Origin of the sequence: Microbacterium sp. CSI-V (assembly GCF_001984105.1) — a bacterium.
GTDB lineage: Bacteria > Actinomycetota > Actinomycetes > Actinomycetales > Microbacteriaceae > Microbacterium.
In genome coordinates this window covers 767,049-788,730 of the sequence record NZ_MTQM01000009.1, presented here as the reverse complement: position 1 = coordinate 788,730, position 21,682 = coordinate 767,049, and the positions used below count along the sequence as shown (strand labels likewise).

The 21,682-nt window shown below is 71.6% G+C and carries 23 protein-coding genes; 14 read left to right on the top strand and 9 right to left on the bottom strand.

Annotated features, from left to right (window positions below):
* Positions 1-61: 61 nt before the first annotated feature.
* From CSIV_RS14640 to CSIV_RS14625, 4 genes are read right to left on the bottom strand one after another with little or no spacing between them, the layout of a single operon-like run.
* Positions 62-580, bottom strand: a complete 519-nt coding sequence (locus CSIV_RS14640; RefSeq protein WP_077052091.1) for a hypothetical protein — start codon at positions 578-580, stop codon at positions 62-64.
* Entirely contained in the window at positions 577-1,515 is a 939-nt protein-coding gene (locus CSIV_RS14635) for an NUDIX hydrolase (protein WP_077052090.1), read from the bottom strand. Before CSIV_RS14635 ends, CSIV_RS14640 begins: the two co-directional genes overlap by 4 nt.
* Entirely contained in the window at positions 1,512-3,680 is a 2,169-nt protein-coding gene (locus tag CSIV_RS14630) for an RNA degradosome polyphosphate kinase (RefSeq protein ID WP_077052089.1), read from the bottom strand. The genes CSIV_RS14635 and CSIV_RS14630 overlap by 4 nt, the downstream gene beginning before the upstream one ends.
* Positions 3,681-3,735: 55 nt before the next feature.
* Entirely contained in the window at positions 3,736-4,428 is a 693-nt protein-coding gene (locus CSIV_RS14625) for a response regulator transcription factor (RefSeq protein WP_076494173.1), read from the bottom strand.
* 145 nt (positions 4,429-4,573) lie between these two features.
* Here CSIV_RS14625 and CSIV_RS14620 point away from each other — a divergent pair, with 145 nt between their 5' ends.
* The 4 genes from CSIV_RS14620 (at position 4,574) to CSIV_RS14605 (ending at position 7,807) form a co-directional block, all read left to right on the top strand.
* Positions 4,574-4,864, top strand: coding sequence for a hypothetical protein (locus tag CSIV_RS14620; RefSeq protein ID WP_077052088.1), 291 nt, complete (start codon positions 4,574-4,576; stop codon positions 4,862-4,864).
* Positions 4,865-4,998: 134 nt separating this feature from the next.
* Positions 4,999-5,598, top strand: coding sequence for an FABP family protein (locus tag CSIV_RS14615; protein WP_077052087.1), 600 nt, complete (start codon positions 4,999-5,001; stop codon positions 5,596-5,598).
* Positions 5,598-6,701, top strand: a complete 1,104-nt coding sequence (gene ygfZ / locus CSIV_RS14610; protein WP_077052086.1) for a CAF17-like 4Fe-4S cluster assembly/insertion protein YgfZ — start codon at positions 5,598-5,600, stop codon at positions 6,699-6,701. The genes CSIV_RS14615 and ygfZ overlap by 1 nt, the downstream gene beginning before the upstream one ends.
* Positions 6,698-7,807, top strand: a complete 1,110-nt coding sequence (locus tag CSIV_RS14605; RefSeq protein ID WP_175627630.1) for an FUSC family protein — start codon at positions 6,698-6,700, stop codon at positions 7,805-7,807. Before ygfZ ends, CSIV_RS14605 begins: the two co-directional genes overlap by 4 nt.
* A gap of 1 nt (position 7,808) precedes the next feature.
* Here CSIV_RS14605 and CSIV_RS14600 read toward each other — a convergent pair whose 3' ends face one another.
* Entirely contained in the window at positions 7,809-8,597 is a 789-nt protein-coding gene (locus CSIV_RS14600) for an SAM-dependent methyltransferase (protein WP_077052085.1), read from the bottom strand.
* Positions 8,598-8,656: 59 nt separating this feature from the next.
* On the opposite strand from CSIV_RS14600, the gene CSIV_RS14595 reads away from it, so the two are divergent.
* A complete protein-coding gene (locus tag CSIV_RS14595; RefSeq protein WP_077052084.1) occupies positions 8,657-9,403 on the top strand; it encodes a phosphoglyceromutase in 747 nt (248 codons plus the stop codon).
* 62 nt (positions 9,404-9,465) lie between these two features.
* On the opposite strand, the gene phoU is transcribed toward CSIV_RS14595, so the two are convergent.
* Entirely contained in the window at positions 9,466-10,140 is a 675-nt protein-coding gene (gene phoU / locus CSIV_RS14590) for a phosphate signaling complex protein PhoU (RefSeq protein ID WP_077052083.1), read from the bottom strand.
* A gap of 171 nt (positions 10,141-10,311) precedes the next feature.
* Between phoU and CSIV_RS14585 the strand changes: the two genes are divergently transcribed.
* Together CSIV_RS14585 and CSIV_RS14580 are read left to right on the top strand one after the other, a co-directional pair.
* On the top strand, positions 10,312-11,529 hold the full coding sequence (locus CSIV_RS14585) for a sensor histidine kinase (RefSeq protein ID WP_077052082.1): 1,218 nt from the start codon (positions 10,312-10,314) through the stop codon (positions 11,527-11,529).
* Positions 11,526-12,209: a response regulator transcription factor gene (locus CSIV_RS14580; protein ID WP_077052081.1), complete on the top strand. Its 684-nt coding sequence runs from the start codon at positions 11,526-11,528 to the stop codon at positions 12,207-12,209. Before CSIV_RS14585 ends, CSIV_RS14580 begins: the two co-directional genes overlap by 4 nt.
* 58 nt (positions 12,210-12,267) lie before the next feature.
* On the opposite strand, the gene CSIV_RS14575 is transcribed toward CSIV_RS14580, so the two are convergent.
* Entirely contained in the window at positions 12,268-12,819 is a 552-nt protein-coding gene (locus tag CSIV_RS14575) for a DNA modification methylase (protein WP_077052080.1), read from the bottom strand.
* A 183-nt stretch (positions 12,820-13,002) separates the two neighbouring features.
* On the opposite strand from CSIV_RS14575, the gene CSIV_RS14570 reads away from it, so the two are divergent.
* On the top strand, positions 13,003-13,485 hold the full coding sequence (locus CSIV_RS14570) for a CarD family transcriptional regulator (protein WP_056229249.1): 483 nt from the start codon (positions 13,003-13,005) through the stop codon (positions 13,483-13,485).
* 41 nt (positions 13,486-13,526) lie between these two features.
* A complete protein-coding gene (locus tag CSIV_RS14565) occupies positions 13,527-14,744 on the top strand; it encodes a bifunctional 2-C-methyl-D-erythritol 4-phosphate cytidylyltransferase/2-C-methyl-D-erythritol 2,4-cyclodiphosphate synthase (RefSeq protein ID WP_077052079.1) in 1,218 nt (405 codons plus the stop codon).
* Here the strand turns inward: CSIV_RS14565 and CSIV_RS14560 are convergent.
* Positions 14,741-15,202, bottom strand: a complete 462-nt coding sequence (locus CSIV_RS14560) for a GNAT family N-acetyltransferase (RefSeq protein ID WP_077052078.1) — start codon at positions 15,200-15,202, stop codon at positions 14,741-14,743. The two genes, CSIV_RS14565 and CSIV_RS14560, sit on opposite strands and share 4 nt — an antisense overlap.
* A 68-nt stretch (positions 15,203-15,270) precedes the next feature.
* Here CSIV_RS14560 and cysS point away from each other — a divergent pair, with 68 nt between their 5' ends.
* Together cysS and rlmB are read left to right on the top strand one after the other, a co-directional pair.
* Positions 15,271-16,662, top strand: coding sequence for a cysteine--tRNA ligase (gene cysS, locus CSIV_RS14555; protein ID WP_077052077.1), 1,392 nt, complete (start codon positions 15,271-15,273; stop codon positions 16,660-16,662).
* The gene (gene rlmB / locus CSIV_RS14550; RefSeq protein WP_077052076.1) at positions 16,655-17,653 is read left to right on the top strand and encodes a 23S rRNA (guanosine(2251)-2'-O)-methyltransferase RlmB; all 999 of its coding nucleotides are present in this window, start codon (positions 16,655-16,657) and stop codon (positions 17,651-17,653) included. Before cysS ends, rlmB begins: the two co-directional genes overlap by 8 nt.
* 4 nt (positions 17,654-17,657) lie before the next feature.
* On the opposite strand, the gene CSIV_RS14545 is transcribed toward rlmB, so the two are convergent.
* A complete protein-coding gene (locus tag CSIV_RS14545) occupies positions 17,658-18,662 on the bottom strand; it encodes a ketopantoate reductase family protein (protein WP_077052075.1) in 1,005 nt (334 codons plus the stop codon).
* 144 nt (positions 18,663-18,806) lie between these two features.
* Between CSIV_RS14545 and CSIV_RS14540 the strand changes: the two genes are divergently transcribed.
* Genes CSIV_RS14540 through CSIV_RS14530 form a run of 3 tightly spaced genes read left to right on the top strand, consistent with a single transcriptional unit; the run spans position 18,807 to position 21,664 of the window.
* Positions 18,807-20,273: an amidohydrolase family protein gene (locus tag CSIV_RS14540; protein WP_077052074.1), complete on the top strand. Its 1,467-nt coding sequence runs from the start codon at positions 18,807-18,809 to the stop codon at positions 20,271-20,273.
* Between the two features lie 9 nt (positions 20,274-20,282).
* Positions 20,283-20,594 (top strand): Dabb family protein, encoded by a 312-nt coding sequence (locus CSIV_RS14535; protein ID WP_077052073.1) that lies wholly within the window; start codon positions 20,283-20,285, stop codon positions 20,592-20,594.
* Positions 20,595-20,599: 5 nt separating this feature from the next.
* The gene (locus CSIV_RS14530) at positions 20,600-21,664 is read left to right on the top strand and encodes a zinc-dependent alcohol dehydrogenase (protein ID WP_077052685.1); all 1,065 of its coding nucleotides are present in this window, start codon (positions 20,600-20,602) and stop codon (positions 21,662-21,664) included.
* Positions 21,665-21,682: the final 18 nt, after the last annotated feature.

Sequence of the window (21,682 nt, the reverse complement as noted above, 5' to 3'; positions counted from 1 at the left end):
ATCCTCAGCGCTTCGCGTTCGGTGCGTCGGGCGGGATGCCGGGGCGCGGAGATCGTGCGGATCACCGAGGATGCGCGGCGCCGGGATCGGCAGCCACGGCCAGGATGACGCCGGACGGGCCGGCGACGTCCCAGCCGACCATGGTGGCGCCGTCGTCGATCGACGCGGTCCATTCCGCACCGGGCACGACCGGGTCGGCGAACCGCACGCGGAGCGGATCGACCGCCAGCCCGCGGCCGTCGGCCTTGAGGACGGCCTCCACTCGCGCCCACGACCGGGCGTCTCCGCCCGGCAGGACGCGGTCGAATCCCGACGCAGAGGCGGGGACGGCATCCAGCCCGACGCGGCGCCATCCGGGCGCCGTGACCACGACCGCCCATCCCTCCGCGTACGAGACCGACACGGTCGCATCCGTCCCCCCGACGTGCACACGACCGTGATCGCCGCCGCAACGCGGACACCGCGACGCGAACGTCGCGCCGGGGAGGAGCTCCCCGAGCAGCGCGCGCGAGACCGTGCGGCGCTCGACGCCCGCGGGAACACGGCGCCACGCGACGGACATCTCCGCGGGGAGCGTCACACCTGCGGCTCGTGCGTCTCGATCGCGACGATGCCCGACCCGGGGTGGGCGACGGGGATGTGCGCCACCGAGAAGGCGGCCGGCTCGAGGGCCGACGAGCTGCCGAGGTAGGAACCGCGCATCGTGCCGGTCGCGAGGGCGAGCTCGTGCATGATGTCGGGCAGCACCGGGCCGTGGCTGGCGAGGACCACGGGCTTGCGGGCGCGGACGCGTTCCCCGACGACGCTGCGGGCGTCGCTGCGGCCCTCCTCCCACGCGTCCTGGCTGATCGCCTCCGACATCTGCACGCGCTGCGCGAGAGCGGCGGACAACGGCACGACGGTGCGGACGCACCGCTCGGCCGGGCTCGAGACGATCCGCCGCACGCCGAACGCGAGGAGCGGACCGACGATCGCGTTCGCCTGACGCCGACCGCGCGGGCTCAGCGGGCGCGCGGCATCCTCCTGGTCCCACTCCTCGCGGGTGCGGGCCTTGGCGTGGCGCAACGCGATGATCGGGAACGTCGGGAGGGCCTGCTCGTCCACCAGGCGCACGAATTCGTCGAGGATCTCGATGTCGACCGGGTAGCTGAGGTGCTTGCGCGCCTTCTTCAGCCCCACCCACTCGATCGCGGCGATCTCCTTGTTCGGCACGAACGTCGAGGTGCGCACCGCCGCGTCGGTTGCCTCCGCCGCCCAGTAGTGGACGATCTTCGTCCGCGAACTCGGCATCCGGTACCGCGAGACCCCCACGGGCACGCCGAGCGAGACCCGGATGCCGGTCTCTTCCCGGATCTCGCGCACGGCGGTCTCGGCCAGCGTCTCGCCGGGGTCGACCTTGCCCTTGGGGAGCGTCACGTCGCGGTACTTGGTGCGATGGATGAGGAGGACGCGGTACTTGCCCTCGACCATGCGCCAGACCACACCGCCCGCGGCGTAGACGGCGGTTTCGGTCACCGGACCGCCCGCGACCGGCGCTTGCGCTGGACGCGCGCCATCGTGTGCTCCTGCAGGTCGATCAGCGCCGCGCCGTCGGCATCCACGCTGTGGCGCGTCCACTCGCCCTCGGGGCCGAGGTGCCACGAGCTCGTGCCGTCGTCCATCGCGAGGTCGAACAGGTCGGACAGCTCTTGCACCTGCTTGGGGTCGACGACGCGGACCAGCGCCTCCACGCGGCGGTCGAGGTTGCGGTGCATCATGTCGGCACTGCCGATGAACACCTGCGGGTCGCCGTCGTTCACGAACGTGAAGATGCGCGAGTGCTCGAGGTAGCGGCCGAGGATCGACCGCACGCGGATGTTCTCGCTCATGCCCTCGACGCCGGGCTTGATCGAGCAGATGCCGCGCACCCACACCTCGACCGGCACACCGGCCTGGCTCGCCCGGTAGAGGGCGTCGATGATCTGTTCGTCGACCATCGAGTTGACCTTGATGCGGACGCCGGAGGGCTTCCCCTCGAGGGCGTTGGCGCGCTCGCGTTCGATGTGACGGAGCAGACCCTTGCGCAGGTGCAGCGGCGCCACGAGGAGGCGCTTGAACTTCTTCTCGATCGCGTAGCCGCTGAGTTCGTTGAACAGGCGGGTGAGGTCGCGGCCGACCTGGTCGTCCACCGTGAACAGGCCGAAGTCTTCGTAGATGCGGCTCGTCTTGGGGTTGTAGTTGCCCGTGCCGACGTGGCTGTAGTGGCGCAGACGCCCTTCTTCCTCACGGATGACGAGGGCGAGCTTGCAGTGGGTCTTGAGGCCCACGAGGCCGTAGACCACGTGGACGCCGGCCTTCTCGAGCTTGCGTGCCCACACGATGTTGTTGGCCTCGTCGAAGCGGGCCTTGACCTCGACCAGGGCGAGCACCTGCTTGCCCGCCTCGGCGGCGTCGATCAACGCCTGCACGATCGGGCTGTCGCCCGATGTGCGGTACAGCGTCTGCTTGATGGCGAGGACGTGGGGGTCGCGCGCGGCCTGCTCGAGGAAGGCCTGCACACTCGTCGCGAACGACTCGTACGGGTGGTGCACGAGCACGTCGCCCTTGCGGATCGCCCCGAACAGGTCGGCCCGGCCGTTCTGCTCCGCCGGCTGTAAGGCCAGGGCCGTCTTCGGCACGTGCGGCGGGTAGTGGAGGTCGGGGCGGTCGATGCGCGAGAGATCGAACAGCCCGCGCAGGTCGAGGGCGCCCGGTAGCCGGTACACCTCCTGCTCGGTGATGTCGAGCTCGCTGAGGAGCAGGTCGCGCGTCAGGTCGTCCATGTCCTCGGTGATCTCGAGGCGGATCGGCGGCCCGAACCGGCGGCGCAGGAGCTCGGCCTCGAGCGCCTGGATCAGGTTCTCGGTCTCGTCCTCCTCGATCGTCATGTCCTCGTTGCGGGTGAGGCGGAACGCGTGGTGGTCGAGCACCTCCATTCCCGGGAACAGGTCGCCGAGGTGGTTGGAGATGAGCTCTTCGAGGGGGAGATAGCGCACGCCGGGGCCGTCGCTCGGCACCTCGACGAAGCGGGGAAGCATCGGCGGCACCTTGAGGCGTGCGAACTCCTGGCGACCCGTCCGCGCGTTGCGGATGCGGATCGCGAGGTTCAGCGAGAGCCCGGAGATGTACGGGAAGGGGTGCGCCGGGTCGACGGCCAGGGGCATCAGGACCGGGAAGACGTTGCGCTGGAAGTACTCGGTGAGCCGCGCCGCGGAGTCCTCGTCGAGCGAGTTCCACGACACGACCTCGATGCCGGCGTCGGCCAGTGCGGGGCGCACCTGATCCGTCCATGCGGCGGCGTGCCGGAGCTGCAGGCGGTGGGCCTCGGCCGAGATGTCGGCGAGCACGTCCAGCGGGGCGCGGCCGACATTGGTCGGCACGGCGAGACCCGTGACGATGCGCCGCTTCAGGCCGGCGACGCGCACCATGAAGAACTCGTCGAGGTTGCTGGCGAAGATCGCGAGGAAGTTGGCGCGTTCGAGGACGGGGACCGTCGGGTCCTCGGCGAGCTCGAGCACGCGCTGGTTGAATGCCAGCCAGCTGATCTCGCGGTCGAGGTACCGGCTGTCGGGCAACTGCTCGTCGGCAGCCTCGATCGCCTCGTCGAAGTCGTCGTCGTCCGCATCGCCCAAGCCCGCGTCGAGTACGTCGTGTTCGATCATTCCCACATCATTGCAGGGGTGGATGACGTGCGCGTGAACGGTTGCGCCGGCGGGCTCAGGCGGACGGCGCCGGGACGGGCGGCTGGTCGTCCTCGTAGACGTTGAACCGGTAGCCGACGTTGCGCACCGTGCCGATGAGCTGCTCGAGGTCGCCGAGCTTCGCGCGGAGCCGCCGCACGTGCACGTCGACCGTTCGCGTGCCGCCGAAGTAGTCGTAGCCCCACACCTCGCTGAGCAGCTGTTCCCGCGTGAAGACGCGGGAGGGGTGCGTGGCGAAGAAGTGCAGGAGCTGGAACTCCTTGTACGTCAGGTCGAGGGGCTTGCCGTGGACCTTCGCCGAGTAGGACGACTCGTCGATCGTGATCCCCGAGGTCGAGATGCGCGACGAGACCTGCTCGGCGCTGCGACGCCCCATCGCGAGGCGGATGCGGGCGTCGATCTCGGCCGGCCCGGCGCCGACGAGGACGACGTCGTCGACTCCCCAGTCCGTCGAGACGGCGGTGAGGCCGCCCTCGGTGACCACGAGCACGAGCGGCGCTTCCATGCCGGTCGTGGTCAGGATCTTGCACAGCGACTTGGCGCCGACCAGATCGATGCGGGCGTCGACGAAGACGACATCGGCACTGGGCGCATTGACCAGCTGAGCGGGTTCGGCGGGAATCTGCCGGACGCGGTGGCTCAGGAGTTCGAGCGCAGGCAGAACAGCGCCACCGCCGGGGGCGGAGCTGAGAACGAGCAGCTGAGCCAAACGGACCTCCCCGTGCGGGCCTGCCGCACCCGCCCATCTTAGGGTGAGGCGCGCAGTCCTGCCGTCACCCCCTCGCCGGGCGCCCCGCGACGCGTCGCGAGCCGCCTGCGCGCGCGAACGGGGCGGTGTGCGACATGATGGGGACATGTCGACTCCCGACCTCGCGCCGCGCCGCACCCTGGGCGGCGTCATCGCGGTCTGGGTGCTGGCTCTCGTGGCGGGCGTGGCGATCGGCGTCTTCGTCCCCGCCGAGTGGCGTGCGCAGTGGATCACCGTCGCGCTCGGAGGCTGCGTCATCGCGGCCTTCGCCGTGCAGCTCTGGTACGGCCGGTCGCAGGCGTTCATCCAGCGGGTCGCCGCGAGCGTCCTGGGCGCCCTGATCGTGCTCGGTCTCGTCACGGCCGGGTTCGGACTGGCATCCATCGTTCCCCGGTAGAGTTGGGTCATGGACCTCCTCGCGCTCGAACTCTTCTTCGTGGGACTTCTCGGCCTCGCCTCGCTCGCGATCGCCTTCGTCTCCGGCACGGTCATCTGGAACCTCTACCGCGGCCAGCGCTGACGAGCGCCGTCGTGATCGAGATTCCGACCGACCTCCCCGCCGACCTCGTCCCGCTCTCGTGGCTGATCGGCGTCTGGGAGGGCACCGGCGTCATCGACTACGAGGCCGACGGCCGCACGTTCTCGGGTGAGTTCGCACACCGCGTGAGCTTCAGCCATGACGGCGGCGACTTCCTGAACTACACCGGGCACGCCTGGCTTCTCGACGGTGAGCACCGTCGTCCGCTCGTGGCCGAGACCGGCTACTGGCGCGTTGCGCGCCCCGCGACCGACGCCGACGCGGGTCCCGCGCTCCTGCCGCCGACCGACACCGCCCCGCGCCGGACGGCCGACGACGTCGAGACGCTGCGCACCCCCGAGGGCGGCTTCCCGCTCGAGGTGAGCCTCGCGCACTCCGACGGCATCCTCGAGCTCTATCTCGGTCAGGTTCGGGGTCCGCGCATCGATATGGCCAGCGATGCGGTCGTCCGCACCGCCGGAGCCAAGACGTACACCTCCGCCACGCGTCTGTACGGACTCGTCGACGACCACTTGCTCTGGGCGTGGGACGTCTCGGCCTTCGGGCGCGAACTCGCCTCGCACGCGTCGGCCCGTCTGGCGCGGGCCGAGTGATGGTCGAGCTGTCCGAGGTCCCCGGTGCCGTCGTCGATGACGGCGGTCTGCGCCACGTCGGCTCGCCCCTCGCGGAGCAGCGCCGTCTCGCCTCCGGTGCCGCCCTGGCTCCGCTGGGCGACCGCCGTGTGCTCTCGGTATCCGGCCCCGACCGGCTGAGCTGGCTCGATTCGCTCTCGTCTCAGGCGCTCACCCACCTGCCCGCGGGCGTGTCGACCGAGATGCTCATCCTCGACCCGAACGGGCGCGTCGAGCACGCCGCCGCGGTGATCGACGACGGCGAGACCGCGTGGCTCCTCGTGGATGCCGTCGACGCCGAACCGCTCGCGACCTGGCTCTCCCGCATGCGGTTCCGCCTGCGCGTCGAGGTGACGGACCGTTCCGACGAGCTGTCGGTCATCGGGGGCACCCGCGCCGCGGTCGCCGCGCTCGGCGCGGTCGCGCCCGCCGGCGTTCCGGTCGTGTGGGTCGACCCGTGGCCCGAGGTCTCTCCCGGCGGCTGGGCGTACGCGCGCGTCGAGGACCACCCCGGCGCCGACCGCGACTGGGCCGAGGCGGTGGTGGATGCCGCGGAGTTCGACCGCATCGTCACCGCGGCCGTGGCCGGCGAGGTGGCCCTGGCGGGACGCGAGGCGGTGGAGGCGCTGCGCGTCGCCGCGTGGCGTCCGCGCGTCTCGGTCGACGCCGACGAGCGGCTGCTGCCGCACGAGATAGATTGGCTCCGCACCGCCGTGCACCTGTCGAAGGGGTGCTACCGCGGGCAGGAGACGGTGGCGAAGGTGCACAACCTCGGCCACCCGCCCCGTCGCGTGGTCGCGCTCCAGCTCGACGGGAGCGACAGCGTGCTGCCCGCGCGCGGAGACGTCGTGCGCGTCGGTGACGACGCCATCGGCGCCGTGACCTCGGTCGCGGTGCACTTCGAGGAGGGGCCCATCGCCCTCGCCCTCGTCAAACGCACGGCCCCGGCCGACGTCGCCTACGTCGTCGACACGGCGGACGGTCCGATCGCCGCGGCGGTCGAGACGGTCGTCCCCTCCGACGCGGGTGCGACCGCGGGGGTTCCCCGGCTGCCGCGCCTGGGGCGCCGCCGCGCCGCGGAATGACCGGCGAAGAGTCCTCGACGACGCTCGGCGTCGTCGTTCCGCGCTCGCGCGTGCGCACGACGCTGCGGCGCCGGTGGGGCCGCGTGCGCGAGTCGCTGCCGGCGATCGTGCAGATCGTCGTGGCCGCGACCGCGGCCTTCGCGTTCGCGCACTTCGTCCTCGGCCACCCCGTGCCGCTGCTCGCCGCGACCGTGACGGTGTCGAGCCTGGGGCTGGTCCGGGACGCCCGCCCGTGGCGGGTCGCCGAGACGGTCGCGGGCATGCTCGTCGGCATCCTCCTGGCCGAAGTCGTCCTGCTGGTCGCGGGAGCGGGATGGTGGCAGATCGCGCTCGCGATGTTCGTCACGCTCGTCGTGGCTCGCTTCCTCTCGCCGCAGCCGGGGTTCGCGCTGGCCGCCGTCGTGCAGTCGCTCATCGCCCTCGTCCTGGTGACCGGCGCGCCCTTCGTCCGGCTCCTCGACGGCGCGATCGGGGGAGCCGCCGCACTGCTGGTCACAGCGCTCATCCCGCGAACGCTCCGGCGCACCGAGCTCCGGGATGCCGACGAGCTCTTCGACGCCTTTGACGTCGCGACCGCGACGATCGTGCGCGCGCTGCGCCGGGGCGACCGCGCCCGGGCCGAGCGGGGACTCGAACGCGCGCGGGCGCTGCAGACCTACGTCGACGCCTGGAGCGGCTCCCTCGAATCGGGTCAGGAGGTCGCGCGCATCTCCCCGTTCCTGCGCCGTCAGCGCACCGAGTTGGAGCGCCACGCGCGCGTCCGCGCCGCGATGGACCTCGCCACCCGCAATCTCCGGGTGGTCGCCCGGCGTGCCGCCTACCTCTGCGCCGACGGGCAGCCGCGGGCCGTCCCGGCCGATCTGCTGGCGGAGATCGAACGGGGGGCGGGTCTCGTGCGCGACGCCCTCGACGACGTCGCGGCCGAACCCGCGGCCCGCGCGACCCTCGCCGCTCTCGCCGTGCGGCTCGACCCGGCGCAGATCCTCCCCGACGGGAACATCGGCGAGCTCAACCTCGTCGCGGCCATGCGCCCGCTGACGGTCGATCTGCTCGTGGCGACCGGGATGCCGTTCGCCGAGGCCCAAGCCCTGCTCCCGCGCGTCTGACTCAGGCCGGCGCGACGGCACTCCACTCGACGCCGACCTCGCCGAGCCGCCAGCGCGACCGTCCGCGCACCGGCCACCCGTCTGCGGCCAGCGCCTCGATCGCGGTCCGCCACCGGTGCACGGGCCCGAACGGCGCGACGGCTGCGGCGCGGCTCCACTCGCGCTGCAGCGCGGCGACGTAGTCGTGCACGCGCTCACCCGGGACGTTCCGGTGGATCAGCGCCTTCGGCAGTCGCTCGGCGAGGATGGCCGGGTCGTCGAGCTCGGCGAGCCGCAGCGAGACGGTGAGCGACCGGGGCACGGCATCCGCGCCGACCTCCACCCAGGTCACGACTCGGCCGATCTCGTCGCACGTCCCCTCGACGAGGATGCCGTCCGGTGCGAGCCGCGCGCACATCCGCGCCCACGCGTCGGCGACGTCCGCCTCGTCGTACTGCCGCAGCACGTTCATCGCCCGGATGATCGCCGGCCGCCGGCCGGCCGGCGTCGGCACCTCGAAGCCGCCGAGGGCGAAGTTCACCCCGTCGATCCCTTCGGCCTGCGCCCGGGCCCGGGCGACGCGTTCCGGATCGATCTCGAGACCGAGGACCGTGGCGTCCGGCCGCACGCGCGTCACCCGCGCGTGCAGCTCGAGGGGGGTCGCCGCGCTCGCCCCGAATCCGAGGTCGATGACGAAGGGGTCGTCCGCGCGCCGGAGCACCGGATGCCGCGCGATCCACCGGTCGACCCGTCGGAGGCGGTTGACCCCGGTCGTCCCGCGCGTGGGGCGGCCGACGGGGGAGGGAGTCACTCCGACATGATGCCAGGCGCGACCCGGAGGAGAGCCGTCGGCGTCGCTAGCATGGAGACATGCCTCACACGCTGATCCTCCTCCGCCACGGGCAGAGCGAGTGGAACAAGACCAACCAGTTCACCGGCTGGGTCGACGTCCGGCTGACCGACCAGGGGAAGGCCGAGGCCCAGCGCGGCGGCGAGCTCCTGAAGGAGTCGGGCGTGCTGCCCGACGTCCTGCACACCTCGGTGCTCAGCCGCGCGATCCAGACGGCCAACATCGCCCTCGACGCGGCCGACCGCCTGTGGATCCCCGTCAAGCGCTCCTGGCGCCTCAACGAGCGCCACTACGGTGCCCTGCAGGGCAAGGACAAGGCGCAGACGCTCGAGGAGTTCGGCAACGAGCAGTTCATGCTCTGGCGCCGCTCCTTCGACGTTCCGCCGCCGCCGCTCCCGGCGGACGACCAGTACAGCCAGGTCGGCGACCCCCGCTACGTCGGCATCGACGGCGAGGTGCCCGACACCGAGTCGCTGAAGATCGTCATCGACCGCATGCTGCCGTACTGGCACAGCGACATCGTCCCCGACCTGCAGGCGGGCAAGACGGTCCTCGTCACCGCGCACGGCAACTCGCTGCGCGGCCTCGTCAAGCACCTCGAGGGCATCAGCGACGCCGACATCGCCGAGCTGAACATCCCCACCGGCATCCCGCTCGTCTACCAGCTCGACGACGACCTGAAGCCGCTCGGTCCGGGCGAGTACCTCGACCCCGAGGCTGCCGCGGCCGGTGCCGCCGCCGTCGCCGCGCAGGGCAACAAGAAGTAACCCGCCCCGCAACGAGAAGGGGGTGGATGCCACTGGCATCCACCCCCTTCGACGTTCGCGGGTCAGACGACCGGGGTCGGGGTGACCTCGTCGGCGCCGGCCCAGTCGCCGGTGGCGAGGTAGACGACCTTCTTGGCCACCGAGACCGCGTGGTCGGCGAAGCGCTCGTGGTAGCGGCTGGCGAGGGTCGCGTCGACGGTGGCCGTGGCCTCGCCCTTCCACGAGTCGCCGAGGACCTTCTCGAAGACGCTGACGTGCAGCTCGTCGATGTCGTCGTCGACGTCGCGGATCTCCTCGGCGATCCGGAGGTCCTGCGTGCGGAGCAGCTCGGCGAGGCTCCGTGCGACCTGGACGTCGAGCTCGCCCATGCGGGTGAAGGTGCTCTTGAGCCCCTTCGGGATGGCGCGCTCGGGGAAGCGCGAGCGCGCGAGCTGCGCGATGTGCTCGGCCATGTCGCCCATGCGCTCGAGCGACGCGCTCACGCGCAGCGCCGTGACGACGATGCGCAGGTCGCGCGCGACCGGCTGCTGGCGGGCGAGGATCTCGATCGCGAGCTCGTCGAGGGCGACGGCCTTCTCATCGATGACGGCGTCGGCCTCGATGACCTCTTCGGCGAGGGAGACGTCGCTCGACCCGAACGCGCGGGTCGCGCGGTCGATGGCGACGGCGACCAGCTCGGCGATCTCGACCAGTCGGCCCTGGACGTCCTCGAGGGACTGGTGGAACACTTCGCGCATCGCGATACCTTCCTCGTCGGCGGCACGGCACACATACGTCCCGCGACCCTCCGGGATTCTTCCGAGCGAAGGTTAACGAGTGGTGCTGTGACAGTGAATAGTAACTGCTCGGCACGGTCGCCCCTGTCTGAACGTCCGGTGACGTCCGATGGGCGGCTCTACGCTGGAGCCATGGATCAGACGCAGCTCTCGCTGCTCGCGCTCCTCGTGGGAATCATCGTCGGGAGCTCCGTCGTGAGCCTCATCGTCGTCGCGCAGCGCGCCCGGGACCGGGCACTCGCCCAGGGGTCGTCGGAACTCCCCGAGGGCGTGGAGTCCATGCTCGGCGCCCTGGACGACCCCGCCGTGGTGTGCGACACGTCCGCCACCGTGCTGGCTCTCTCTCCCGCCGCCGAGGTGTTCGGACTGGATGCCGGCAGCGCGATCGCCGACGACGATCTGCGACGCGTCGCCCGCACCGCGCGCGAGAACGGCGCCCCGGTCAGCGAGAAGCTGCGCCTGCGTCGCGGTGCCGCTCCCGCCGAGCCGCGCCTCGTGGCCGTGCGGGCGGCCCCCGTCTCGCCGCGCCTGGTCCTGCTGGTGCTGCGCGACATCACCGAGCGCGAGCGCGTGGAAGAGATGCGGCGCGACTTCGTGGCCAACACCAGCCACGAGCTGAAGACGCCGGTCGGTGCGGTCAGCCTCCTGGCCGAGGCGATCGAATCCGCCGCCGACGACCCCGCGCAGGTGCGGTACTTCTCCGGCCGCATGCAGGCCGAGATCCAGCGGCTCTCCGCCCTGACCAACCGCATCCTGAGCCTCTCCCGTCTGCAGGCCTCCGACGAGCTCCGCGACGTGCGCGACGTGTCGATCGACGAGGTCGTGACCGCGGCCATCGAGTCGCACACGATCCAGGCCGACTCGGCCCAGGTGACCGTCGTGCGCGGCGGCGTCAAGGGGCTATGGGTACGGGGCGAACCGCAGATCCTCACCGAGGCCGTCGGCAATCTCATCGCCAACGCGATCGCCTACTCTCCCCAGGGCTCGAAGGTCGGGGTGGGGGTCAAGCTCGACGAGGACGTCGTGGAGATCGCCGTGACCGACCGGGGAATCGGCATCCCCGAGAGCGACCAGCACCGCGTCTTCGAGCGCTTCTACCGCGCCGACCAGGCCCGCTCCCGTCGCACCGGCGGCACGGGTCTCGGCCTGTCGATCGTCAAGCACGCCGTGCAGCGGCACGGCGGCGAGGTCCGACTCTGGTCGCGACCCGAGCGCGGCTCGACATTCACCATCCGCCTGCCCCGGACCGAGGCGCCCGACCTCGATCTGGTTCGTCCGAAGGCGCGCCGCAAGGGCCGCAAGTCCGGCTCCGCCGCCCGCCCCGCACCCGTGAAGGGAGACACCGCATGACCCGTGTTCTGATCGTCGAGGACGAGCCCGATCTCGCCGACCCGCTCGCCTACCTGCTGCGACGGGAGGGGTACGAGGTCGAGATCGCCGAGGACGGCGCGCTCGCTCTCGCCGCCTTCCGCGAGCGGGGCGCCGACATCCTGCTGCTGGACCTCATGCTCCCCGGGATGCCGGGGACCGAGGTGTGCCGCCAGCTCCGGCTGACCTCGCACGTGCCGATCATCATGTTGACGGCCAAGGACTCCGAGGTCGACATCGTGGTGGGGCTCGAGCTCGGCGCCGACGACTACGTCACCAAGCCCTACTCCACGCGCGAGCTCCTCGCCCGCATGCGGGCCGTCCTGCGCCGCCGCAACCCGGAGGAGTCGGACCTCGACGAACGCATCCTCAGCGGCGGGCGCGTGACGCTCGACATCGACCGGCACACCGTCTCGGTCGACGGGGCCGAGATCAGCATGCCGTTGAAGGAGTTCGAACTGCTCGAGGTCCTCATGCGCAACGCCGGCCGCGTGCTGACCCGCGGCCAGCTCATCGACCGGGTCTGGGGCACCGACTACTTCGGCGACACCAAGACGCTCGACGTGCACATCAAGCGCATCCGCTCCCGCATCGAGCAGAGCCCCAGCGAGCCGTCGATGCTCGTGACGGTCCGCGGACTCGGCTACCGCTTCGAGGCCTGACAGCCGCGGGAACGACGAAGGCGCCGACGGATCACCGTCGGCGCCTTCGTCGTTGCGATCAGGACGACGGCGTCGGCGACGGGGTGGCCGAGGGCGTCGTGGCCGGGACGAGGATGCTCGTCGGCGTGGGGGTCGGCGCGAGGGTCCGGAGGTACTCCAGAGCGCCGTCGAGGACGGGCACGTCGATGAGCGCGCCCTGGCCGTCGCCGGACTGGAAGTAGACGGGGACGGTCGACCCGGCCGCACCCTCGAAACCGTCGAGGGCGAGGGGGGCGACGTCGTTGGCGAGATCGCCGAGGCTCACGGTGCTGCTCGCCGGGACCTGGACCGACGCACGGACGGTGCTGCCGCCCTCGCCGACCTCGACCCGCAGGGTCTGGGCCTCGGTGGTGCTGTTCACGATGGCCGCGACGAGGTTGCCACCGGACCCCTCTTCGTCGGTGACGATGAGGGCGTTGCGCACCTTCAGCGGACCGGACTCGGGGACATTGACCCCGTCGGAGGCGGAGTAGTCGATGGTGGTCGCCTGGGGGGCGATGAGATTGCATCCCGTCGTTCCGAGAACGACGGCGGCCCCCACGGCCAGGGACGCGAACAGGCGCGTTTTCACGGATCCTCCCGGAACGACAGACGGCATCCTGATCATCCTACGGGGTCGGGGACCGGGGCCCGCTCCCGTGGGCGCTCGCACGCAGGGGCTCACGCGCGGGAGAGGGGTCGTCGCGGGGTGGGGCGGAACCTTAGCGCATCGGGGCCTGTGGTATCCTGGATGTTGCCGAAAGGACATAACTCCATGCTTTTTGAGGTTGGCGAGACCGTCGTTTACCCGCACCATGGCGCGGCCACGATCATCGAGGTCAAGGAACGCGTCATCAAGGGCGAGACGAAGAAATACCTGAAGCTCAACGTCACGCAGGGCGACCTCGTCATCGAGGTCCCCGCCGACAACGTCGACCTGGTCGGCGTGCGCGACGTGATCGGCAAAGAGGGTCTCGACCGCGTCTTCGAGGTGCTGCGCGCACCCTTCACCGAGGAGCCGACCAACTGGTCGCGCCGCTACAAGGCGAACCTCGAGAAGCTCGCCTCGGGTGACGTCATCAAGGTGAGCGAGGTCGTCCGCGACCTGTGGCGCCGCGATCAGGACCGCGGCCTGTCCGCCGGTGAGAAGCGCATGCTGGCCAAGGCCCGCCAGATCCTGGTGTCCGAGCTCGCTCTGGCCGAGAAGACTGATGAGGACCGCGCGAGCGTCGTCCTCGACGAGGTCCTCGCGTCCTGACGCCGCACGGCTTCGCCGCGCGTCCGCGCTAGCGTGGTCGGGTGATCCCCGCACCCGTTCCGCGTCTGGCCGTCATCGTCGTCGCCGCCGGCTCCGGCACCCGTTTGAACGGGGGCGCCCCGAAGGCGTTCGTCGGCCTCGACGAGCACTCGATCCTTCGTCACTCCCTGAGCGGCGTCTTCTCCGCTCCGCGCGCGCAGGTGGTCGTCGTGGTCCCCTCGGGATTCGAGGGCGCCGCGATGACCGACGTGCACGCGGTCGCGGGTGATCGCCGGGATCTCGTGTCGGTCGTCTCCGGCGGAGCGACGCGTCAGTCGTCGGTCGCGGCCGGGCTCGCCGCGCTCCGGGCCGACGTCGACACCGTGCTCGTGCACGACGCGGCGCGCGCCCTCACCCCACCGGCGGTGTTCGAGCGGGTCGTCGCGGCACTCGACGCCGGGGCGGATGCCGTGATCCCCGCGGTGCCCGTCGTCGACACCATCAAGCGTGTCGATGCCGAGGGCGCGATCGTCGCGGCCGTGGATCGGTCGGAGCTCGCCGCCGCGCAGACGCCGCAGGGCTTCCGCCGCGGCATCCTGGAGGAGGCGCTCCGCTCCGCCGACGCCGACCACACCGACGACGCGGCGCTGGTCGCCGCCGCGGGTCACCCCGTGATCACGGTGGCCGGAGACGCGGCGTCGTTCAAGATCACGACCGGCCCCGACCTCGACCGCGCGCGGGCCCTGCTCGCCGACGCCGCGCCGGCCGTCGCTCCGTCCGCTCCCGCCCCGACCGCTCCCGCGGCGGGTGCGCCGCGCGTCGGGATCGGCACCGACGTGCACGGCTTCGGCGGTGACGGCACGCTGTGGCTCGCGGGTCTGGAATGGCCGGGGGAGCAGGCACTTTCGGGCCACTCCGACGGCGACGCCGTGGCGCACGCGATCGTCGATGCTCTGCTGGCCGCCGCGGGCCTCGGCGACATCGGCACGCACTTCGGCGTCGATCGTCCGGAGTTCGCCGGAGCGCACGCCGAGGCTTTCCTCGCGCACACGCGGAATCTCCTGGGCGAGGCGGGCTGGCGCATCGGCAACGTGTCGGTCCAGGTGCAGGCCAACCGTCCGCGCTTCGCGGGGCGCCGCGCCGAGGCCGAGCGCGCGTTGTCCGCCGCGCTCGGGGGCGCCCCCGTCTCAGTCAGCGCGACGACGACCGACGGACTCGGGTTCACGGGCCGCACCGAGGGCGTCGCCGCGTTCGCGACGGCGCTCGTGCTCCCGGTCTAGATCTCGCGGGTCATGAACGTCGAGAGCGGGTCGGGCCGGTACGACCCGAACGGCGCGCACTCCACGAATCCTTCGCTCGCGTAGAGGCCCCGGGCCGCCGCGAAATCGTCGCCGCTCCCCGTCTCGAGCCAGAGGCTGCGGATGCCGCGTTCCCGCGCCTCGGCGACGATGTGCCGCAGGATCGCGCGGCCGATCCCCTTGCCGAGGAAACGGTCCGTGACGCGCATGGACTTCAGCTCCCCGGCGTCCGCGCCGAACGGCGACAGCGCACCGATACCCGCGAGTTCCCCGTCCACCCGGGCGGACCACAGCAGGGCGCCCTTGTCGACGAGCGCGTCGGCGTCGAGGGCGTGGCAGCTCTCCGGCGGGGTGTTCTCGAGCATGCCCGACACGTGCGCGGTCACGAGCGCGCGGGTGTCGGCGACGGACACGTCATCGAGGCGGATCTCCAGCGGCATGCAGCGACCCTAGCGTGGCCGTGTTTCGGGCACGGGTCGCCTCCAGGGGCGGCCGGTAGGCTTGTGCGGTGACCGTTCGGCTGTATGACACGAAAGCGCAGGCTCTGCGCGACTTCGTCCCCGTCGACCCCGCGAACGTCACGATGTACGTGTGCGGTCCCACCGTGCAGTCGGGTCCGCACATCGGGCACGTCCGCGCCGCCCTCGCATTCGACCTGCTGCGCCGGTGGCTCGCGCACCGCTTCGGCCGTGTGACGTTCGTGCGCAACGTCACCGACATCGACGACAAGATCCTCGCGAACGCCACCGACACTGAGCCGTGGTGGGCGCTGGCGTACCGCATGGAGCTGGAGTTCTCGCGGGCCTATGCCGCCGTCGGCATCCTGGCCCCGACGTACGAGCCGCGCGCGACCGCATCGGTCACGCAGATGCAAGAGCTGATCGCCGAACTCATCGAGCGCGGCCACGCGTATGCCGCCGCCGGCGACGTCTACTTCGACGTGCGGTCGTGGCCCGCGTACGGCGAGCTCACCCGCCAGAGCGTGGATGCCATGGAGTCGGCGACCGATGCCGACCCGCGCGGCAAGCGCGACCCCCGCGACTTCGCCCTGTGGAAGGGCGCGAAGGAGGGGGAGCCGGCGTCCGCGACGTGGACATCGCGGTGGGGCGCCGGTCGCCCCGGCTGGCACATCGAGTGCTCCGCGATGTCGCGGCGCTACCTCGGCCCTGAGTTCGACATCCACGGCGGCGGACTCGACCTGCGCTTCCCGCACCACGAGAACGAGATCGCGCAGTCCACCGCCGCGGGCGATGCGTTCGCGCGCTACTGGGTGCACAACGGCCTGGTCACCGTCGACGGACAGAAGATGTCGAAGTCGCTCGGCAACTTCACGCTCGCCGCCGATGTGCTCGCCGAGCGCGACCCCCTCGTCGTGCGGTACGCGCTCGCCGGGGCGCACTACCGCTCGAGTCTCGACGTGTCGGACCGCGGATTCGACGAGGCGCGTGCGGCGCTCGACCGCATCGCGACGTTCCTGCAGCGGGTGCAGCGCACCGCGGGGGAATCGGCCGTCGCGAACGGGCCCGCGGATCTGCCGGACGCGTTCGCCGCGGCGATGGACGACGACCTCGGCGTCCCGCAGGCCCTCGCGGTCGTGCACGAGACCGTGCGCGCCGGCAACATCGCCGTCGACGGGGGAGACCTCGACGCGGCGGCCCGCGCCGGCCGCGCGGTGTCCGCCATGCTGTCGGTGCTGGGACTGGATGCCGCGGAGCCCGCCCCCGCGGGCGGAACCGACACCGCGCTCGACGCACTCGTGCGCGAGATGATCGCGCAGCGCGCCCGCGCGCGCGCCGACAAGGACTGGGCCGCTGCCGATCGCATCCGTGATGCCATCGCCGCCGCCGGAATCACGCTGGAGGACACTCCGGCCGGAACCAATTGGAGTATCGATGCCTAAGCCTGGACGTCCGGGAGCCCGTAACCCCGGCAAGAAGAAGGGCCCGCTCAAGGGCACCGGCGGACACTCGCGCAAGGCGCTCGAGGGCAAGGGCCCCACGCCCAAGGCCGAGGACCGCGCCTGGCACGTCGCCGGGAAGCGCAAGGCCGCCCAGGAGCGCTACGCCGCCGCCGGCGGCAAGGGCAAGCCCGGCGTGCGCCCGGTGGGCTCGTCGCAGGGTCGCCCCCGCGCCAAGCAGAGCGACGACACCGAGACGGTCACGGGCCGCAACTCGGTGCTCGAGGCGCTGCGCGCGAAGATCCCCGCGACCGCGTTCTACATCGCGCAGCGCGTCGAGATGGACGACCGCGTGAAGGAGATGCTGTCGATCGCGACGAACCGCGGCATCCCGGTGCTCGAGGTGACCCGCCCCGAGCTCGACCGCATGGCCGGTTTCGACGGCGTCCACCAGGGCGTGGCGCTGAAGGTGCCGCCGTACGAGTACGCCCACCCGCAGGACCTGCTCGAGAAGATCATCGACCGGGGCGAGCTCCCGCTCCTGGTCGCCCTCGACGGCGTGACCGACCCGCGCAACCTCGGTGCCATCATCCGCTCGACCGCCGCGTTCGGCGGTCAGGGCCTCGTCCTGCCGCAGCGCCGCTCGGCGAGCGTGAACTCCGCGGCGTGGAAGACGAGCGCCGGCGCGGCCGCGCGCGTGCCGGTCGCCCTCGCGGCGAACCTCACCGCGACGCTGAAGGAGTTCAAGAAGCAGGGCGTCTTCATCCTCGGTCTCGCCGGCGACGGCGACGTCGCCCTGCCCGAGCTCCAGCTCGCTGACCGCCCCGTCGTGATCGTCGTCGGATCCGAGGGCAAGGGCCTGTCGCGCCTGGTGACCGAGACGTGCGACCAGGTGGTGTCGATCCCGATCTCGGCCTCGACCGAGTCGCTCAACGCGGGCATCGCGGCATCCGTCGCCCTGTACCAGGTGTCGACGCTGCGTCACGCCGACTGACCCCTTAACCGCGCTGCAGGAGCTGCAGCGCGGTGAGGGCGGGCTCGATCTCTCCGCGCTCGATGGCGTGGCCCACCTCGACGATCGCGTCGTTGACGGGGGTGGGGATGCCGAGTCTCCGGCCGGCGGCGACGACAGCGCCGTTGATGTCGTCGACCTCGCTGTGGCGGCCCTTCCGCCAGTCCTGGAGCACGGTGGTCGTCGCGCCCGGCACGGTGAAGCGCGTGTAGAGCGCGTCGAGCATGGTCTCGACGACGTCGGGCGAGCTCGCGATCGACTCGGGGGTGAGCCCGAAGATCGGCAGGACACGGTGGTCGCCGGCGACGCGGAGCGCTTCGCGCCCGGCTTCGAGCATGAGGTCCCGCATCCCGGGGACCTCGATCGCGTCGACCATGGGAAGGCCCAGTGCCGCCGTGGGCACGAGCACCGAGGCGTTGCTGACGAGCTTCATCCACTTGGCGGAGGCGATGTCGTCCACGCGGGCGACCTCTCCCGAGTGCGACAGGACGTCGGCCACGTCGTGCCCGCGCGGCGCCGTGGCATCCACAGCGAACCAGGACCGCTCGGGGTCGACGTGGCGGTGGACGATCCCGGGATCCGTCATGGTCGACGAGATCTCGATCACGGTGCCGACCGTCCGGTGCGCGCCGACGACGTCGGCCACGGCGTCGGTCGTCATGCCGTTCTGGACCGCGGCGATCGCGCGGTCGGCGGCGAGGTGGGGCTCGATGAGCGCGGCGGCCCAGCGGGCGTCGTAGGCCTTCGTCACCAGCAGGACCAGATCGAACGGTTCGCGCAGGGTCGCGACCTCGCAAAGGTGGAGCGTGCGCGGATGCACGTGGCGGGTCCTCGACGGCATCTCGATGCGCAGACCGTCGCGCCGCATGGCTTCGACGTGGGCGGGCCACTGCTCGATCAGTACAGGGTCGAGGCCCGCGTCGATGAGGTCGGCACCGATCGAGGCCCCGTTGGCGCCGGCGCCCAGCACAGCGATGGACGGAGTGGACATGTCGCTCCTTCGTTGGAGTGTCAGCGAACGCGATGGAGGCGAGATCGCGTGTTCATGTATACGGGCTGAACGAAAATCGCACTCTTGCCTCGACCCTGAGGAGAGTGTAAACCAGGAACGAACATTCTCGATGGGGAGAAGGCCATGACCGAAAGCACACCCGCCGCCGAGCAGTTCTCGGCTGACCGCCCGTTCGTCTTCCGCAACGCCACCGTCATCACCATGGATGAGCAGGGCGTTCTGGACGACGCCGACGTCCTCGTGATCGGCCGCGACATCGCCGCGGTCGGGCACCGTCTCGAGGTGCCGGAAGGCACGCTCGAGATCGACGCATCCGGGGGCGTCGTGACCCCCGGCTTCATCGACACCCACCGCCACATGTGGCAGTCGGCGCTGCGAGGGTACGGCGGCGACTGGGCGCTCAGCCAGTACTTCGTCTTCTACTACCTGAACTGGGGCGAGGTGTTCCGCCCCGAGGACGTGTACGCCGGCAACCTCCTCAGCGCGCTCGAGTCCGTCGACACGGGCGTCACGACGACGTTGGACTGGTCGCACGGTCTCCGGACCCCCGAGTACGGGGAGGCGGCGCTACAGGCGCTGCGCGAGATCCCGGGCCGCTTCGTGCTCGGGTACGGCAACTACCTCGGAGCCCCGTGGGAGTGGGCCAACGCCCCGGAGTTCCGCGACTTCGTGTCGAAGAACTTCTCCTCGCACGACGACATGCTGACGCTGCAGCTGGCGTTCGACGTGCCGGGCGCCTCCGACTTCCCCGAGCGCGGCGCGTTCGAGGCGGCGCGCGAGCTGGGCCTGCGCGTCACGACGCACGCGGGAGTCTGGGGCGCCACGACCGACACCGCCATCACCCAGATGTACGACGCCGGGTTCATGACGCCCGAGATCTGCTACGTCCACTCCGCGTCGCTCAACGAGCAGAGCTACCAGAAGATCGCGGCCACCGGCGGCACCGTGTCGGTCGCCACCGAGTCGGAGCAGAGCGCCGGCCAGGGCTATCCCTCGACGTGGGCGATCCGCAAACACGGCATCCCGGCATCCCTGTCTATGGACACCAGCGTCTGGTGGAGCGCCGACTTCTTCTCGGCCATGCGCGCGACCCTCAGCGCCGACCGTTCACGCGACCACCTCGAGGCGCACGCGCGCGGCGAGACGATCGTGGCGAACCGCCTGCGCGCGGAGGACGTGCTGCGCATGGCCACCGTCGGTGGCGCCCGCTCGATCGGTCTGGAGGACCGCATCGGATCGCTGACCCCGGGAAAGCGCGCCGACATCGTGCTCATCAAGAACGACGAGTCCCCGGCGATGACCCCGATCCTGCACCCCTACGCCCATGTGGTCTACCAGGCCGGGACGGCCGACGTGCACACCGTCGTCGTCGACGGCAAGGTCGTGAAGTATCAGGGGAAGCGCATCGGTCTGCCGCTCGCGCCCGTCCGCGACAAGGTGGCGGCGTCGGTCGAGTACGTGCGGTCGAAGCTGGGGGAGCAGGCGTGGGCGGAGGGCATGCACCCCGAGATCCCCCTCGACGAGGAGATCGAGAACCCGTACCGCTACACCGACGGGGACGCGCACGTCGTCGCCCGCGCCAACGACTGAGAGGACCGCATGATCCTGCACGCCGCACTGTTCACCTGGAGACCCGAGGTCGGTCCCGAGGAGGTGGAGGCACTGACCGGGGCACTCGAAGAGATGGCCGCGGCGCTGCCCATGCTCAGCGGCTACCGCTGCGGCGTGAACCTGCGAATGCGCCCGAGCCCGGCGGACTACGCCGTGGTCGCGCTGGTCGCCGACGCGGACGCGCTCGCGGCGTACCTCGACTCGCCCGCGCACGCCGCGGTGTACGAGGCGCACCTCGCGCGGATGATCGAGTCGCGCCAGGCCGTGCAGCTCGAGGTGCCGGACGGGACCGCCCTGTGACGCGCATGCGCGCCGCCGTCCTCTACAGCGCCGGCGACCTGCGGATCGAGGATCGCCCCGTTCCGGTGCCCGGCCCCGGCGAGGCGCTCGTGCGGGTGACGGGGTGCGGCGTCTGCGGATCGGATGCCACGGAGTACTCCCGCGGCCCGGTCCTCACGCATCTGCCGGTCGTGCTCGGCCACGAGTTCACCGGCACGGTCGAGGCGGTGGGCGCAGGCGTCGACCTGCCGCTGGGCGCTCAGGTCGTCTCCGGGGCGGGCATCTCGTGCGGGGAGTGCAAGCCGTGCCGCACCGGGCGCACGAACCTGTGCCGCCGCTACCGGACGGCGGGGCTGCAGATCGACGGCGGGCTCGCGGAGTTCGTCCGCGTGCCCGCCGCCACCCTGCTCGACGTCACGGCGTGGGGCCTGGCATCCGACACTCTCGCCCTCGCGCAGCCCATGGCCATCGCCGTGCATGCGGTATCCCGCAGCGGTCTGTCGGCGGGGCAGGATGCCGTCGTCCTCGGGATCGGCGGGATCGGCGCGTTCCTCACGTACGCTGCCGCGGCCGTCGGCGCACGCGTGCTCGCCGTCGACCGGTCGGAGGCGCGTCTCGCCCTCGCCCGCGATCTCGGCGCCGAGCGCACGCTGCTCGCGGGGGAGCAGTCCGTCGCGGCCGAGCTCACGGCCGCGGGCCGTGAGGCCGACGTGCTGTTCGAGGTGAGCGGATCGCGCGCGGGGTGGGACGAGGTCGTCGCCGCGGCGCTGCCGGGCGCGGTGCTCGTGCCCGTCGGCATCCAGCGCGAGGACGTCCCCATCCCCCTGGGGGCCTGGACGCTGCGCGAGTACACGATCGTCGGGACCGTCGCCCACGCGATCGGCGTCGACCTGCCCCGTGCGGTGGAACTGCTGGCCGACCGTCCCGACTGGACCGACGTCGCCGACGAGGTGCTGCCCCTGGACGAGGTCGCCGACGGGGCGCTGGAGCCGCTCACCCGGGGCGGCTCCCGTCAGATCAAGACGGTGATCGACCCGACGGCCTCGCGGCGTCGAGTGGCGCGGCACGGTGTCGCGCCCGCGAGGGCGTGAGACCGACCGCCGAACAAC